Below are 15,075 nucleotides of genomic sequence, written 5' to 3' on the forward strand. Positions count from 1 at the left end.
AGGAAATGGATTGCCGACCCGGTGGCTGCGTCTCACCGTCGGCCTGGACCGGCAGTTGATCATCGGCGGTCGGTCGATGTCGACATGTCGTTGGCCCAGGAGCAGGCGGAGAGCCTTGCCGGGACCAACGACTGGGAACATGTGGACAGGGAGCGGGTCCACCAGGACTGGGACGTCCTGTACCGGGAGGTCACGCCTTTCCTGGACGGCGGCTTCCTGCCCGGGGACCAGCAGATACAGGAGCTCGTCCGCAGGCACTTCGACATCGTCTGCCGCTTCTACACCCCCTCCAGGGAGGCTTACGTCGGCATGTCGCTCTTCTACGCCGAGGACGAGGCCATGAGGGCGTTCCACGATTCCTACCACCCCGGGATGGTGGAGTTCCTGGGCGCCGCGATCAAGGTGTTCGCCGAGCAGGGAAGCGGGTTCGCCCCCCGCGCAGGGACCGAGGCTTCGGCGTAGTCGGGCGACACGGGCCAGGACATGCATGGGCGAGCTCTGCATCACCGTCTGAAGATCTGGCGCGGAGCGGCGGGCCACCAGGGCCGGTCTCCGAGGTCGAGGATGAGGGCCGGGACGAGGAAGAGGCGTACCAGCAGCGTGTCGATCAGGACACCGACGCGCGATGATGCACCCGATCTGGGCGAGGTAGAGAAGCGGCATCACGGTGAGGGCCGCGAAGGTGGCGGCCAGGGTGACGCCGGCTGCGCCGATCACACCACCCACCCTGCCCGGGGCGCGCGAAGCTGCGTCCCGGGGCCCGGGCGGTCTCTCACTTCGGCATGGGCACCGTGTCGATGATGTGCACGCCTGTCTCCGTCTGCTCCGCCGTACACACCCGCAGGAAGCTCGTTTCGGGGTCCCGCGCCACCGCTCAGGGGACCATGTCGACGATCCGGTTGGTGCTGCAGCAGAGTTTCCGGAGACGTCGCGCGGGACCGCCCTCGTGCCCTCGTGGACAGAGGGCGGTCCATCGGACTGAGAGTCCGGTTATCGCTGGTTGATGGGCAGAGACAGGTCGGTCACCTGGTGCTTCATCGGGAAGGCGCCCTTGTCGGCCGCCTTGCCGGCCAGGACGTCGACGCTGTACAGGCGGTAGCCGCCACCCGTGTTGATGGTCGCGAAGCCGTGGTTCGTTCCGGTGGCCGGGTGGGTGTGGATGTCGAAGCCGGCGTCGGGGCGGGCGTTCACGCCGAGGTTGCCGGTGGGGGCGAGGGTGCCGGCGTTGGCCGGGGACTGCAGGGAGATCCGGTCGGCCATCGTGTCGAGGTCGAACAGGGTCGTCGCGGTTGCGGTGTTCAGGTCGTTGTTGGTGTAGGCGGCGCCGGTGACACCCCTCGCGGTCGACGGCGGCATGGTCGGGTTGGTGAGCCGGCCGTCGACGACGGTCGTCAGCGGCGCGGCCGTGTCGTCGATGTTGTGGCGGAGGTTCTGCCCGGTGTCGGAGACGACCCGCAGCCGGTTCGCGGCCGGGTTGAAGTCCACGCCGAACACGGTGCCGGTCAGGGCGACGGTCAGCTGGGACACCTTCCGCGACGAGGCGTTCATGGTGTCCAGGGTGTAGACGCCGCCCCTGTCTCCGACGCCGTACAGCTTCTCGTCCTGGACGCGGAAGTCGATGCCGATCAGCTTGGTGTCGCCGCGGAGTCCGGTCACCTTGCCCAGCGACCACGTCTTGGCGGGCTTGTGGACGTGGAACTCGACCAGACGCTGGTCGGCGGTCAGACCGATCGCCGTCAGCCCCTTGTGGTCGGTCGCGGGCAGGGTCTGCGACCGGCCGCCGGCAGCGGCGAGCGCGGGGGCCGCGCAGGCCGCGCACAGGGCAGCCAGTACCGCGGTGGCGGTGGCGGTGGCGGTGACGGCGGCGGTGCGATGGCGCATGTTCACTCCTGGATCGGATGCCTCGGCCGGACCGGCCGAACGTCTCGGCCGGGATTCGTGGCCGCTGCCGTGCCGGACGTGTCAAGGCCGCAGAACCCACCCGCTTGGGTCAAGGTGCGACTTCCCGGCTGCTCCGACCGGGTCACGGCTCCCCCTCGTCGTCACGGACGGTCAGCCGAAGGTGAACGCGAAGGCCTGCAGGCCCGGGGTCAGGCGTAGTTCGAGCCGGGCTTCGCGGGCCGTGTCGTGGTCGGTGAGCCGGTAGAGCGTCGGTGTGCCCCGGACCTGGAGCGACTTCGTCTGCTTGCCGTCGACGAGGACCGTGACGGTGCCCTCGCCCGCGAGGACGAGGTTGGCGTTCTTCGCCCGGTAGGTGAGGGCGAGGCGGGCGTTCGGGCCGGTGGTCAACTGCTCGTACGAGGCCGTCCAGGTGCCCGCCAGGGAGACCTTGTTCAGGGGTACGCCCCCGGGCGGGAAGGCGTACGCGACGGCCTTGTCCGCGGTGAGCTCGGGCGTTCCGGTGTAGCCGCGGATACGGTGCGTGCTCAGGTACGTCTCGGGAGTACGGCCTTCGGTGAGCTGGTCGTTGACCTGGCCGGTGGGCGGCGGGAGCCGGGTTCCGGGGTCGGCCTCCGCGAGGAGCTCGCGGATCAGTTCCTCGGTCTGGGCGTACCGGCCTTCACCGAAGGTGAAATGGCGCACTGTTCCCTGCGCGTCGATCAGGTACTTCGCGGGCCAGAACCGGTTGCGGTAGTTGTCCCAGGTGTCCAGCTTGTTGTCGAGGGCGACCGGGTAGGTGATCCCGAACTCGCGGGTCTGGTCGGCGACGTTTCCCGCATCCCTTTCGAAGGCGAACTCGGGGGAATGGACTCCGATGACGGTCAGGCCCTTGTCACGGTAGGCGCGGTCCCAGTCCTTGATGTGCGGCAGGCTGCGCTGGCAGTTGATGCAGGAGTAGGTCCAGAAGTCGATCAGAACGACACGGCCGCGCAGGGAGGCGAGGTCGACCGGTCGGCCTTCCGGCGTGTTGAGCCACGCGGAGATGCCGGCGATCGGCGGGGCCGGGCCGCAGGAGCGGAGCTCGTTCACACCGTCTTCGCAGCGGGACAGCTCCTCGTTGGAGTCGTCGTAGAGCCCGGAGAGCTGCTGCCGGGCAGCGTCGCTGTCCTCCACCTGCTTCTGCGCGGAGGCCGTGTAGTCGGGGAGCGCCCGCTGCAGCGCTGTGGTGACGTCGAAGGCGAGGGCGAAGGCCAGCGCGATCATCAGGGCGCCGGAGACGATCCGCACCTTCCGCGCCCGGGTCCTGAAGGCGGCGACACGCTCGGCGACCCGCCGGCCCGCGAGAGCAAAGACGAGGAGCGGGATCGCTGTGCCGACGGCGAAGGCCAGGGTCAGAGCGACGATGTCGGCGCTGATCTCGCCCCGGGCACCGGCGACGGTGATGGCGGCGAGGACCGGGCCGGCGCAGGGGACGTAGAGGAGTCCGAGTCCCAGACCCAGGACGAAGGCGCTGCCTTCCTTGTTGATCCGACGCTGAGGGATCCGCGCGAACGGCTTCTCCAGCAGCCGTTCGACGGGCGGGAGGATGAGGCCCAGTCCGATCAGGATCAGGAGCGACAGGCCGAGGTACCGCATGATGTCCTGCGGTAGCCCCAGTGCGGTGATGATCGTGACGCCGAGCAGGGTGAAGAAGCTGAAACTGAGCACCAGGCCGGCGACGACCGCGTAGGGGCGGTGGTTGCGGGCCGGTGGCCGCGGCGCCTCCCGCGGGGCATCGGCCGTGACGACCCCCGCTCCGGCCCGGGCAACACCCACCGACGCCGCGGCCTCGCGTGGTGCAGATGCGTCCTTGCCGGGGGCGCCCGTGAGGAACACGACAGGCAGGACCGGCAGGATGCAGGGAGAGACCGCGGTGATGAGGCCGCCCAGCAGACCGATCAGGACCAGGGTGAGCATGGCGACCGCCTCGATTGTCCGAATAGCTTTCTTCACACCTATTCGTCACGAAATCGCCCCTGGATGGGCATGGCCCTGTGTAGATCGACCGGCCGTGTGCGCCGAGCTCAAGCGGCAGCGCCTCTGGCTCAGGCCGCTAGGGCCTGTCCGGCGGATCATGGCGCCAATTGCTAGTTCGGCCACGATGGTGTGAACAGCACGTGCCTATTGAGAGGACCTGTGCGGTGCCAATCAGCATGAGACTCGAACGACGGGTCCGACGCGACTTCCTCGAGGCCGGCTCTGCGGTAGAGATCATGCGGATGCTTGATGAGCTCCCAAGCACGGCGGGCTATGACGCGGAACTGTTCGCAGGTGAACGTCTGCAAGCCGCGATCGTGCTGCTTGCCGAGAGGAGGATCCGTTGGTTTCCCACCGGGAGTTCAGGGTCCACCGCGCGCAGGCATCCCGGACGCGCCCTGGGCGGGTCCGGCTGTACGAGCGGGTAGCGAGCTGCGGGTGACGTTGGCCGGAAGGGGCGGCCATACTGTCACGTGGTACCTCAACGGGGAGCGTGCGGCACATGGGTGGGGAGTGGATGGCGTGGACCTGCCGGGACACATAGGCGGGTACGCCGTGGAGCGGGAGCTGGGCGCGGGCGGCATGGGGATGGTGTATCTGGCGCGTTCCCGTGGTGGACGCACAGTGGCCGTTAAGGTGGCCCGTCCCGAGCTGGCAGCCGATCCGCATTTCCGCGCGCGGTTCCGTGCCGAGGTCGAAGCCGCCCGCAAGGTCGGCGGATTCCATACGGCGCAGGTCGTCGACGCCGATCCGGACGCGGAGACGCCCTGGCTGGCGACCGCCTACGTCCCGGGGCCGACGCTGTCGGGGCTCCTCGCTGAGAAGGGCCCGATGGATGAGCGTCAACTACGGCTGCTCGGGGCGGCGTTGGCGGAGGCTCTGCAAGCCATTCACGCCTGCGGACTTGTCCACCGTGACCTCAAGCCGGGCAACATCATCATGGCTGATGACGGGCCCCGGGTCCTCGACTTCGGCATTGCCCGGGCGGTCGAGTCGACCCGGCTCACCGCCACCGGATCCGCCTTCGGCACCCCAGGCTTCCTCGCCCCCGAGCAGGCACAGGGTCGCGAAGTCGGCAGCGCAGCCGATGTGTTCGCACTGGGCGCGGTGCTGGTCGCTGCCGCTGGCGGGAGCGCGTTCGGGGAAGGCACGCCAATGGTGCTGATGTACCGCTCGGTGCACGAACAGCCGGACCTGTCCACCCTCCCTCAGGACCTGCAGCCGATAGTCGCCGACTGCCTGGCCAAGGATCCGGCACAAAGACCCACACCGGGAAAGCTGTTGGACCTGTTCTCGCCGGACACCGCTCTGTACACGCCGACTTTGCCCGTATCGGCCGTACCGCCCGAGCTGACGCCAACGCCGACGCAAGCCGCTCCGACCGAGGCCGCACCGGTACCGACAACCGCTCCGCCGAGGAAGAAGCTCACAGAGGACCGGATTGCCGCCTTCGTGGCCATTACGCTGGCCGTGGCCAGCTTGGCAGGCTTCGGTGCGTATTCTCTCAACGGCTGGTTCAGTGCTCCCTTCCCCGAGGCCACGCACCGGCTTACCGCGCCCATCAAGGTGGCGGGGGGCGCGTACGAGCTCGCCAACGAAAAGTCTTCCTCCCCGGGCCATATCAAGGACACCGAGTACGACAGGGACGTGATTTCCGTTGATGCTTCCTACACCGGGACCGAAAAGGCCCCTGTGTTCCAGAAGGTGGACGTCAACGGCGGTTACGGGCGGTTCAAGAACTTGAAGGGGCAACGGGACGCCCTGCTGCACTCCGTGAGCGTGACAGGCACGGAGATTGTCGACGAGCCGCGCAAGGAGATCCGCGTCCCCGGCTCCGACGTAGAATTCAGCTGCCAGACGGTGTCCTGGCCGCATTCCTACCCGGCGAGACCCACAAAGACCCAGTGTGCCTGGTCCGACGGCAACACCCAGGCCGTTGTCGAGTTCGTGCCGGCTGGCCCGCTCGAACTGGCGGCGGCGGAAACCCGCAAGATACGCGACGACATGCGCAAGCCAATCGACTGACGGGCCCCTCCCACCGAGCGACAGGCGGCCGCCGCCTTCCCCGCCCCAGCCGCCGAAGAGCCCCTTGTCCTGGTGAAAGCCCGCTCACGGACTGCCCATCGCGCCTGATCAACGAGCCCTCTATGCACTGTCCGGCGGATCATGGGCGGAGCCATGAGCGGACTGCCGCTGCGGTGACCGTGCTGTGGAAGACGTAGGCCCTCTTGTCGTAACGGGTGGCGACCGCACGGGAGTTCTTGAGCCGGTTGATGGTCCGCTCGACCTCGTTGCGTCGCCGGTAGCCGTCCCGGTCGAAGCTGGCAGGTCTGCCGCCCGTACTGCCTCTGCGCCGGCGGTTGGCTCGCTGATCCTTCGGCTCAGGGATCGTGTGCTTGATGCGGCGTCTTCGCAGGTAGTGGCGATTGCGGCGGGAGCTGTAAGCCTTGTCTCCGCTGACGTGATCGGGCCTCGATCATCTGCAGGGCGTCGCCCTTTTTTTCGGGACCCGCGGACTGGCCTTGCGGGCGCCGGCCGCGTGCTGATGGGCCCGGCAGGACGTCGAGTCGACGCCGACCATGCCCCAGTCGATCCGCCCGGCAAGGTCGGCGTCGGCCTGGACCGCCTGCAGAAGGCGGTCCCAGGTGCCGTCCGCCGACCAGCGGCGATGCCGCTCGTAGACGGTCTTCCAGGAGCCGTAGCGTTCGGGCAGGTCACGCCACGGGACACCGGTACGGACCCGGAACAGGATCCCGTTGAGCACGGTCCGGTGGTCGTTCCACCTGCCGCCTCGACCGCCCGGCGGAGGCAGATGCGGCTCCAGCAGCGACCACTCGTGATTCGTCAGATCCCCCCGACCCCCGACCCATGACCCATGACCCATGACCCATGACCCATGACCCAACCAACGAGCGACCGGTCGGAAAGTCACATGATCCGTCGGACAGTGCCTAGTCGCCAGGCGCCCGCATGCCCCTGGCGCGGGCGGTCCTTGATGCCGCGTCGGAGCCAAGCAGGTCAAGGACTTCGCGGGCGAGGCCCGGTCGGCTGGAGGCGGCCAGGACACCCCCGCTGAACGTCGAGCTGATGGCCGTGTCACCTGGCAGCGGGCCGATGACGACGACGCCCGGCAGGTCCATCAGCTCGCTGTGCTGTTGAAAGGCGAGGTCGGCTCGGCCGGACGCCAGCAGGCTGCCTGCGGGCACCCCCGGTGGCGCTTGGACGAGCCGGTCGCACAGCGCGTCGGCGAGGTCCAGCCGGGTGAGCAGAGAGACGAGGGCCGTGCCGCTGGGGCCGGTGGAGTAGGCGATCCCCTTCGCGGAGGTCAGCGCGGCTCGCAGCTCGGATTCCGAGCCGAGTGCCGGAACGGGTGTTCCTTCCGCCACGGCGGCGACGACCTGAGAGATCCACAGCGGTCGCGTCGTGCCTTCGAGGATGTGCCCTTCCTTCTCCAGCTCGGCCAGTGCGCCGTCGGCGAGGACGAGGAGGTCGGCCTCGGCGCCTTCGCGCACCCGCCGCGCGATCTCGACGCCGCCGGCGGAGTCGAAACGTACGGGGAGCCCGTGAGCGAGCCGGAGCTGTTCGGACAGCTCGGCCAGCACGGGCCGCGTCGCCATCGAGGACAGCCCTGAGATGTCTCGGTCCACGTCGCCTCCTTGGTGTCCGGCAGATGGTACGGCGCGCGACCGGGTGCCTCAACGCCGGTCTGGGAGACTGACGACGTGAGTACAACCCGGAGCACGGCGGCTGGAAAAGTCCTGGAGGTCCTCTCGGCCTTCGACCGCGAGCACCCGTCGCAGACGTTGTCGGAGATCGCTCAGCGCACGGGTCTGGCCCTGAGCACCACGCACCGGGTGGTGGCCGAGCTGGCGGGCTGGGGCGTGCTGGAGCGGGCCGAGGACGGGTCGTGGCACGTGGGGCTGCGGCTCTGGGAGATCGCCTCGGGGTGCCCGCGCACCCAGATCCTGCGCGATGTGGCGCTGCCGTTCATGCAGGACCTGTACGAGGTCACGCACGAGAACATCCAGCTGGCGGTGCGGGAGGGCACGGAGCTCGTGTTCGTGGAGCGGATCGCCGGGCACCGCTCGGTGGAGCTGCTGACGATGGTGGGGACCCGTTTCCCGATCGCCTCCACGGGGATGGGGCGGGTGCTCCTCGCGCACGCGCCGCAGGAGATCCAGGAGGAGGTCCTGCGCGCGCCGCTGCGGTCATGGACCCCGCACACGGTCGTCGATCCGAAGGCGCTGCGGGCGCAGTTGGACCGGATCCGCCGGGAGCACGTGTTCGTCAGCGATCGGCAGCTGTCGGAGAGCACGGTCGCGGTGGCCGCGCCCGTGCGGATCGGTCGGGTCGGGCCGGTGAGCGCCGCTCTCGGGGTGGTGATCACGGCGCAGGGCGCGGGTCGTGCGCGCCGGCTGCGGGAGCCGCTGCTGCGGGCCGCGCACGGGATCTCGGAGGAGCTCGGCCGGCGCACCCGTACGACCTCCTGAGGTTCCGGTTTCGGGGCGGGCTTCCGCCTGACGGAAACGGCAGCGACCTGGCGACGGACCGGGTGTCAACGTTCGGGGTGTTCGAAACGTCCGCAGCCGCTCAGGAGTTGCCATGGCCGATGCCCCCGTCGACACCGTCGCCTCGGTCCCCGTAGCCGTCGTCGGCGCCGGCCCCGCCGGCCTGATGCTGGCGCACCGGCTCGGGCGTGCGGGGGTCGGGACGATCGTGCTCGACACCCGTACCCGACGGGAGATCGAGACGACGCAGCGCGCCGGGATCCTGGAGGCCGACGTGGCCCGGGACCTGGTCGAGACCGGTGTCTCCGACCGGATCCTGCGGGACGGCCACGAGCACGAGGGCATCGAGCTCCGGTTCGGCGGCCGGGCGCACCGGATCCACTTCAAGGCCCTGGTGGGCGAGTCGGTGTGGCTCTACCCGCAGACCGATGTCTTCATCGACCTGGCCGACGCGCGGGAGCGCGACGGCGGCACGGTCCACTTCGGTGTCCGGAACACCGAGGTCCTCGACATCGCCACCGACGCCCCGCGGGTCCGCTACACCGCGGCCGACGGGTCCCGGCACGAGATCCGGGCGCGGTACGTCGTCGGCGCGAACGGCTCGCGGAGCATGTGCCGCGACCTGGTGCCGGAGGACCGGCGGACGCGGTACGGCAAGGAGTACCCCTTCGCGTGGTTCGGCATCCTCGCGGAGGCGCCGATGAGCGCGCCCGAGCTGGTCTACGCCCACTCGGAGCACGGGTTCGCGCTGATCAGCCAGCGGACCGAGGCCGTGCAGCGGATGTACTTCCAGTGCCCGCCCGACGAGTCCGTGGACGACTGGTCGGACGACCGCGTCTGGGAGACCCTCCAGGCGCGAGTGGCCGGTGAGGACGGCTTCCGGCTCAAGGAGGGTCCCGTCATCGAGAAGACGGTGCTGCGGTTCCGGTCGTTCGTGCAGGAGCCGATGCGCTGGGGTTCGATGGTGCTCGCCGGCGACGCGGCGCACACCGTGCCGCCGACCGGTGCCCGCGGTCTCAACCTGGCGCTGCACGACGTGAAAGTCCTCGCCGACGTACTGCTGCGGGCGCTCGGCCGCGAGGGCGGGGGCGCGCTGGACGAGTACCAGCCGCGGGCCCTCCAGCGGGTGTGGCGGGCGCAGAACTTCTCGTACTGGATGACCCGGCTGCTCCACACCGCGCCCGGCGCCTCGGCCTTCGACCTGCGCCGCCAGCTCGGCGAGCTCGACAACGTGGTGGGCACGCGCGCCGGACGCGCCTACCTAGCGGAGCAGTACACCGGCTGGCCCGTCAGCGCCCAGGGCTGACCGGCCTACCTCTCGGAGCAGTACACCGGCTGGCCCGTCAGCGCCCAGGGCTGACCGCGTACCCGGCCCGGCCGGCCCCCGCCCCGACACCCCAGGAGACCTCCCATGATCATCGACTGTCACGGTCACTTCACCACCGCGCCGCCGCAGCTGGCCGAGTGGCGCGACAGGCAGATCGCGGCCGTCGGCTCCCCCGCGGACGCGCCCGACCCCGGCGACCTCGTCATCACCGACGACGACCTGCGCCGGGCCGTCGAGGGCAACCAGCTGCGGCTGATGGACGAGCGCGGCAGCGACCTGACGATCTTCTCCCCGCGGGCCAGCTTCATGGCCCATCACATCGGCGACTTCCAGGTCTCCTCGACCTGGGCGCGGATCTGCAACGACCTCGTCCACCGCGTCAGCACGCTCTACCCCGACCGGTTCGCGATGGGCGCGATGCTGCCGCAGTCCCCCGGCGTCGACCCCGCCACCTGCCTGCCCGAGCTGCGCCGCGCGGTCGAGGAGCTCGGCGCGGTGACGGTCAACCTCAACCCGGACCCGTCGGGCGGCCGTTGGACGGCGCCGCCGCTGACGGACCGGAGCTGGTACCCCCTCTACGAGGCGATGGTCGCGTACGACATCCCCGCGATGATCCACGTCTCCACGTCCTGCAACCCGGCCTTCCACACCACCGGCGCCCACTATCTGAACGCCGACACCACGGCCTTCATGCAGCTCGTCCAGGGCGACCTGTTCGCCGACTTCCCGACGCTGCGGTTCGTCATCCCGCACGGCGGCGGCGCGGTGCCGTACCACTGGGGCCGGTTCCGGGGTCTGGCGATGGCGCTCGGCAGGCCGGACCCGGAGACCCTGCTCGACAACGTCTTCTTCGACACCTGCGTCTACCACCAGCCCGGCATCGACCTGCTGGCCCGGGTGATCCCCGCCCGGTCCCTCCTCTTCGCCAGCGAGATGATCGGCGCGGTCCGCGACATCGACCCGCGCACCGGCCGCCACTTCGACGACACGAAGCGGTACGTCGACGCCACCCCGCACCTGTCGGACGAGGCCCGCGCCGCCGTCTTCGCCGGCAACGCCCTGCGCGTATACCCCCGACTCGCCGCCCGTCTCGCCGCGGCCGGCCGCTGACCCCAGGAGAACCACGATGGAACACACCGAGATCGGCGTCGTCCACACCAAGGTCGACCGGGCGGACCCCGAGGCCGTCGCCGAGCTGTCGACGTACGGCGTCGCGACGATCCACGAGGCCATGGGCCGGGTCGGACTGATGCGCCCCTACCTGCGCCCGGCCTACCCGAAGGCCCGGATGTGCGGCACCGCCGTGACCGTGCTCCTCCAGCCCGGCGACAACTGGATGCTCCACGTCGCCGCCGAACAGATCCGGGACGGCGACGTCGTCGTCGCGGCCTGCACGACCGAGAGCGAGGACGGCTTCTTCGGCGAGCTGCTCGCCACCTCCTTCCGCGCGCGGGGCTGCGCCGGCCTCGTCATCGACGGCGGTGTCCGCGACGTCGCCGACCTGGAGGACATGGACTTCCCCGTCTTCTCCCGCGCGGTCAACGCCAAGGGCACGGTCAAGGCCACCCTCGGCTCGGTCAACGTGCCCGTCGTCTGCGGCAACGCCCTCGTGCGCCCCGGTGACGTCATCGTCGCCGACGCCGACGGTGTCGTCGTGGTACCGCGCGAGCGGGCCGCGGAGGTGGCCGCCGCATCGGCCGCCCGCGAGGCCACCGAGGAAGGCAAGCGCACGCAGTTCCGCGCCGGGAAGCTCGGTCTGGACATGTACGGCATGCGCGGCCCGCTGGCCGAACTCGGCCTGCGCTACGAGGACTGACGAGGACGGAGCGGACCCATGACGACCGACTTCGAGAAGACCCCCGGCTGGCTCGACTGGTACGCCGACCCGAGCCGACCGCAGTTCCGGCTCCCCGAGGGTGCCGTCGACGCGCACTGCCACGTCTTCGGCCCGGGCGCCGAGTTCCCGTACGCGCCCGAGCGGAAGTACACGCCGTGCGACGCGTCGAAGGACCAGCTCTTCGCGCTCCGCGACCACCTCGGCTTCACCCGCAGCGTCATCGTGCAGGCCACCTGCCACGGCGCCGACAACACCGCCATGGTCGACGCCCTGCGCGCCTCCAAGGGCATGGCCCGGGGTGTGGCGACCGTACGCCCCGATGTCTCCGACGAGGAGCTGCGCGAGCTGCACCGGGCGGGGGTGCGCGGGGTGCGGTTCAACTTCGTGAAGCGGCTGGTGGACGCCGCGCCGCGCCAGGATCTGCTGGACGTGGTCGGGAGGATCGCCCCACTGGGCTGGCACGTCGTCGTCTACTTCGAGGCGCCCGACCTGCCCGACCTGCGCGAGTTCTTCCTGTCGATCCCGGTCCCGCTGGTCGTGGACCACATGGGCCGGCCCGATGTCACCAAGGACCCGCACGGGCCCGAGTTCGAGGCGTTCCTGGACTTCCTGCGGGCCCGTCCGGACATCTGGTGCAAGGTGACCTGCCCGGAGCGACTGACGCGGGGCGGCCCGCCGGCCCTCGACGGCGAGCAGGATGCCTACCGGGACGTGGTGCCGTTCGCCCGGCGCGTGGTCGAGGAGTTCCCCGACCGGGTGCTGTGGGGCACGGACTGGCCGCACCCCAACCTCACCGACCACATGCCCGACGACGGGCTGCTGGTCGACTTCGTCCCCCGCATCGCGCCCACGCCGGAGCTCCGGCACAAGCTCCTCGTCGCGAACCCGACACGCCTGTACTGGCCGGACGCCGACTGACCTCCGTACGATTGGAAGCCCGCCATGTCACTGGACAAGACCTACAAGCTGGTGCCGGGGACGACCATCTTCGACGCCGAGCAGTCCGCCAAGGGCTATCACCTCAACCAGTTCTGCATGTCGCTGATGACTCCGGAGAACCGCGCTGCCTACCTCGCCGACGAGCGGGCCTACCTGGACGCGTGGCCGCTGCGCGAGGAACAGAAGCAGGCGCTGCTCGACCGCGACCTCAACGCGGCGATGCGCGAGGGCGGCAACATCTACTTCCTCGCCAAGTGGGGTGCCACGCTGGGCTTCTCGTTCCAGCAGATGGCCGGCTCGATGACCGGCATGACCGAGGAGGAGTACCGCGCCATGATGGTCGGCGGCGGGCGCTCGGTCGAGGGCAACCGCATCGACCACGCCGTCCTCGAAGCCGCCCACGCGTCGGCGGAGCCGACCGAGCACGCCGTCATCACCGGGGCCGTCTTCACCTCGCACGTGCCGGCGATCGGCGCGGCGCTGGACCACGACAAGGCCGAAGAGCCCTACTGGCAGCCGGTCTTCGCGGGGTACGAGTACTCCAGGGCGTGGGAGCGGGAGAACGTTCCCGACGTCATCTTCCTGGTCTACAACGACCATGCCAGCGCCTTCGACCAGTCGATGATCCCGACCTTCGTCCTCGGCACCGGCGCCTCCTACCCCGTCGCCGACGAGGGGTACGGGCCCCGCCCCGTCCCCGGCATCGAGGGCGACCCCCACCTGGCCGCGCACATCGCGCACTCCCTCATCCGGGACGACTTCGACCTCACCCTCGTCAACGAGATGGCCGTCGACCACGGCCTGACCGTCCCGCTGTCGCTGATGTTCGGCGACGTCGAGAAGTGGCCGTGCAAGGTCATCCCGTTCCACGTCAACGTGGTGCAGTACCCGGTCCCCTCGGGCGCCCGCTGCTTCAAGCTCGGCCAGGCGCTGCGCAAGGCCATCGAGTCGTACGAACGCCCCCTCACCGTGCAGGTGTGGGGCACCGGCGGCATGAGCCACCAGCTCCAGGGCCCGCGCGCCGGTCTCATCAACCGCGAGTGGGACAACGCCTTCCTGGACCGGCTGGTCGCCGACCCCGCCGGCCTGGCCGAGGTGCCGCACCTGGAGTACGTCGAGGATGCCGGCTCGGAGGGCATCGAGCTGGTCATGTGGCTGATCGCCCGCGGCGCGATGAGTGACGTGGACGGCACCGGCGACGTCGAGGTCAAGCACCGCTTCTACCATGTGCCCGCGTCCAACACGGCCGTCGGTCACCTGATCCTGGCGAACCACCCCCGGGCCGAGGCGCCCGCCGAAGGAGAGAACTGACATGACCGATGACCGAACCCTGCGGATCGCCCTGGCCGGCGGCGGCGCCTTCGGCGCCAAGCACGCGGCCGCGCTCCGTCGCATCGAGGGCGTCGAGGTGGCCGCCGTCGTGAGCAGCAGCCTGGAGCGAGCCCAGAAGTTCGCCGCCGAGCAGGGCGTCTCCCGAGCCGCCGCGTCCCTGGACGAGGTGCTCGCGATGGACGACGTCGACGCCGTCGTCCTCGCCACCCCGACCCAGTTGCACGCCGCGCAGACCCTGGCCTGCCTGGAGGCGGGCAAGCACGTGCAGACCGAGATCCCGCTCGCCGACTCCCTCGCCGACGCCGAGGCGTGCCAGGCGGCGCAGGAGCGCACCGGTCTGGTGGCGATGGTGGGCCACACCCGCCGCTTCAACCCGAGCCACCAGTGGGTGCGGCGCCGGATCGAGGCCGGCGACTACAACATCCAGCAGATGGACGTGCAGACGTACTTCTTCCGCCGCACCAACCTCAACGCGCTCGGGGAGCCGCGCTCGTGGACGGACCACCTGCTGTGGCACCACGCGGCGCACACCGTCGATCTGTTCGCGTACCAGACCGGCTCGCCGATCGTGCAGGCCAACGCGATCCAGGGCCCGATCCACCCCGAGCTCGGCATCGCGATGGACATGTCGATCCAGCTGCGCGCGGCGAGCGGCGCGATCTGCACGCTGTCGCTGTCGTTCAACAACGACGGACCGCTCGGCACGTTCTTCCGCTACATCGGCGACAGCGGCACCTACATCGCCCGGTACGACGACCTGTTCACGGGTGAGGACGAGCCGATCGACGTGAGCGGTGTCGACGTGTCGATGGACGGCATCGAGCTCCAGGACCGCGAGTTCGTCGCCGCGATCCGCGAGGGCCGCGAGCCGAACTCCTCCATCGCCCAGGTCCTGCCCTGCTACCGGACGCTGGCGGCGCTGGAACACCAGCTCACCTCCGCCGAGGGCTCGTGACCGCGCCGACGCGCGCCGGCGCGGGGCGGGTCCCGCGCCGGATCGGGCCGTTCGAGGTCCCTGCCGTCGGCCTGGGCTGTATGGACCTCGGCCACGCCTACGGGGTCGCGCCCTCGCCCGAGGAGGCCGAGCGGCTGCTCCTGACGGCGCTGGAGAAGGGCGTGACGCACTTCGACACGGCAGCTCTCTACGGCTTCGGCGCCGACGAGGAGCTGGTCGGACGGGTGCTCGCCAGGCACCGGGTCCGGATCGTGCTCGCCACAGATGTCGGTGGTTGAGG

At 70.1% G+C, this 15,075-nt stretch carries 13 protein-coding genes and 2 pseudogenes; 10 read left to right on the top strand and 5 right to left on the bottom strand.

Annotation, left to right across the window (positions count from 1 at the left end):
* Nucleotides 1–84 precede the first annotated feature (84 nt).
* Nucleotides 85–462, top strand: a complete 378-nt coding sequence (locus ABT034_RS13505) for a TipAS antibiotic-recognition domain-containing protein (protein WP_351214517.1) — start codon at nucleotides 85–87, stop codon at nucleotides 460–462.
* A gap of 219 nt (nucleotides 463–681) precedes the next feature.
* On the opposite strand, the pseudogene ABT034_RS35330 reads toward ABT034_RS13505, so the two are convergent.
* The 3 genes and pseudogenes from ABT034_RS35330 to ABT034_RS13520 all read right to left on the bottom strand — a co-directional run.
* Nucleotides 682–726 (bottom strand): annotated as a pseudogene (locus ABT034_RS35330) (hypothetical protein); the annotation flags it as partial.
* A 264-nt stretch (nucleotides 727–990) separates the two neighbouring features.
* Nucleotides 991–1,881 (bottom strand): DUF4394 domain-containing protein, encoded by an 891-nt coding sequence (locus ABT034_RS13515; protein WP_351214519.1) that lies wholly within the window; start codon nucleotides 1,879–1,881, stop codon nucleotides 991–993.
* Between the two features lie 171 nt (nucleotides 1,882–2,052).
* Complete coding sequence (locus ABT034_RS13520; protein ID WP_351214521.1) at nucleotides 2,053–3,837, bottom strand: cytochrome c biogenesis protein DipZ; 1,785 nt, start codon at nucleotides 3,835–3,837, stop codon at nucleotides 2,053–2,055.
* A gap of 582 nt (nucleotides 3,838–4,419) precedes the next feature.
* On the opposite strand from ABT034_RS13520, the gene ABT034_RS13525 reads away from it, so the two are divergent.
* On the top strand, nucleotides 4,420–5,922 hold the full coding sequence (locus ABT034_RS13525; protein WP_351214523.1) for a serine/threonine-protein kinase: 1,503 nt from the start codon (nucleotides 4,420–4,422) through the stop codon (nucleotides 5,920–5,922).
* A gap of 139 nt (nucleotides 5,923–6,061) precedes the next feature.
* Here the strand turns inward: ABT034_RS13525 and ABT034_RS13530 are convergent.
* Nucleotides 6,062–6,781, bottom strand: a pseudogene (locus ABT034_RS13530) (IS5 family transposase).
* Between the two features lie 67 nt (nucleotides 6,782–6,848).
* A complete protein-coding gene (locus ABT034_RS13535; RefSeq protein ID WP_351214525.1) occupies nucleotides 6,849–7,544 on the bottom strand; it encodes a substrate-binding domain-containing protein in 696 nt (231 codons plus the stop codon).
* 75 nt (nucleotides 7,545–7,619) lie between these two features.
* Between ABT034_RS13535 and ABT034_RS13540 the strand changes: the two genes are divergently transcribed.
* From ABT034_RS13540 to ABT034_RS13575, 8 genes are all read left to right on the top strand, one after another.
* Nucleotides 7,620–8,387 (top strand): IclR family transcriptional regulator, encoded by a 768-nt coding sequence (locus tag ABT034_RS13540; RefSeq protein ID WP_351214527.1) that lies wholly within the window; start codon nucleotides 7,620–7,622, stop codon nucleotides 8,385–8,387.
* Nucleotides 8,388–8,499: 112 nt separating this feature from the next.
* Nucleotides 8,500–9,711 (top strand): 4-hydroxybenzoate 3-monooxygenase, encoded by a 1,212-nt coding sequence (locus tag ABT034_RS13545; protein WP_351214529.1) that lies wholly within the window; start codon nucleotides 8,500–8,502, stop codon nucleotides 9,709–9,711.
* Nucleotides 9,712–9,816: 105 nt separating this feature from the next.
* Nucleotides 9,817–10,842: an amidohydrolase family protein gene (locus ABT034_RS13550; protein ID WP_351214531.1), complete on the top strand. Its 1,026-nt coding sequence runs from the start codon at nucleotides 9,817–9,819 to the stop codon at nucleotides 10,840–10,842.
* A 16-nt stretch (nucleotides 10,843–10,858) separates the two neighbouring features.
* Nucleotides 10,859–11,548: a 4-carboxy-4-hydroxy-2-oxoadipate aldolase/oxaloacetate decarboxylase gene (gene ligK, locus ABT034_RS13555; RefSeq protein WP_351214533.1), complete on the top strand. Its 690-nt coding sequence runs from the start codon at nucleotides 10,859–10,861 to the stop codon at nucleotides 11,546–11,548.
* An 18-nt stretch (nucleotides 11,549–11,566) separates the two neighbouring features.
* Entirely contained in the window at nucleotides 11,567–12,487 is a 921-nt protein-coding gene (locus ABT034_RS13560) for an amidohydrolase family protein (RefSeq protein WP_351214535.1), read from the top strand.
* Nucleotides 12,488–12,511: 24 nt separating this feature from the next.
* Nucleotides 12,512–13,819 carry a protocatechuate 4,5-dioxygenase subunit alpha gene (gene ligA, locus ABT034_RS13565; protein ID WP_351214537.1) on the top strand — a complete coding sequence of 436 codons (1,308 nt, stop codon included), beginning with the start codon at nucleotides 12,512–12,514 and terminating at the stop codon, nucleotides 13,817–13,819.
* 1 nt (nucleotide 13,820) lies between these two features.
* Nucleotides 13,821–14,795 (top strand): Gfo/Idh/MocA family oxidoreductase, encoded by a 975-nt coding sequence (locus ABT034_RS13570; protein WP_351214538.1) that lies wholly within the window; start codon nucleotides 13,821–13,823, stop codon nucleotides 14,793–14,795.
* Complete coding sequence (locus ABT034_RS13575) at nucleotides 14,792–15,073, top strand: aldo/keto reductase (protein WP_351214540.1); 282 nt, start codon at nucleotides 14,792–14,794, stop codon at nucleotides 15,071–15,073. The genes ABT034_RS13570 and ABT034_RS13575 overlap by 4 nt, the downstream gene beginning before the upstream one ends.
* Nucleotides 15,074–15,075 lie beyond the last annotated feature (2 nt).

The sequence above is a fragment of the Streptomyces sp. NPDC002773 genome (assembly GCF_040295605.1).
Taxonomy (GTDB): Bacteria; Actinomycetota; Actinomycetes; order Streptomycetales; family Streptomycetaceae; genus Streptomyces.

Bases quoted from the DNA above. Each gene is read 5' to 3' on its own strand.
- ABT034_RS13505 (WP_351214517.1), top strand. From the start codon at position 85: ATGTCGTTGGCCCAGGAGCAGGCGGAGAGCCTTGCCGGGACCAACGAC.
- ABT034_RS13515 (WP_351214519.1), bottom strand. From the start codon at position 1,881: ATGCGCCATCGCACCGCCGCCGTCACCGCCACCGCCACCGCCACCGCG.
- ABT034_RS13520 (WP_351214521.1), bottom strand. From the start codon at position 3,837: ATGCTCACCCTGGTCCTGATCGGTCTGCTGGGCGGCCTCATCACCGCG.
- ABT034_RS13545 (WP_351214529.1), top strand. From the start codon at position 8,500: ATGGCCGATGCCCCCGTCGACACCGTCGCCTCGGTCCCCGTAGCCGTC.
- ABT034_RS13550 (WP_351214531.1), top strand. From the start codon at position 9,817: ATGATCATCGACTGTCACGGTCACTTCACCACCGCGCCGCCGCAGCTG.
- ligK (WP_351214533.1), top strand. From the start codon at position 10,859: ATGGAACACACCGAGATCGGCGTCGTCCACACCAAGGTCGACCGGGCG.
- ABT034_RS13560 (WP_351214535.1), top strand. From the start codon at position 11,567: ATGACGACCGACTTCGAGAAGACCCCCGGCTGGCTCGACTGGTACGCC.
- ligA (WP_351214537.1), top strand. From the start codon at position 12,512: ATGTCACTGGACAAGACCTACAAGCTGGTGCCGGGGACGACCATCTTC.
- ABT034_RS13570 (WP_351214538.1), top strand. From the start codon at position 13,821: ATGACCGATGACCGAACCCTGCGGATCGCCCTGGCCGGCGGCGGCGCC.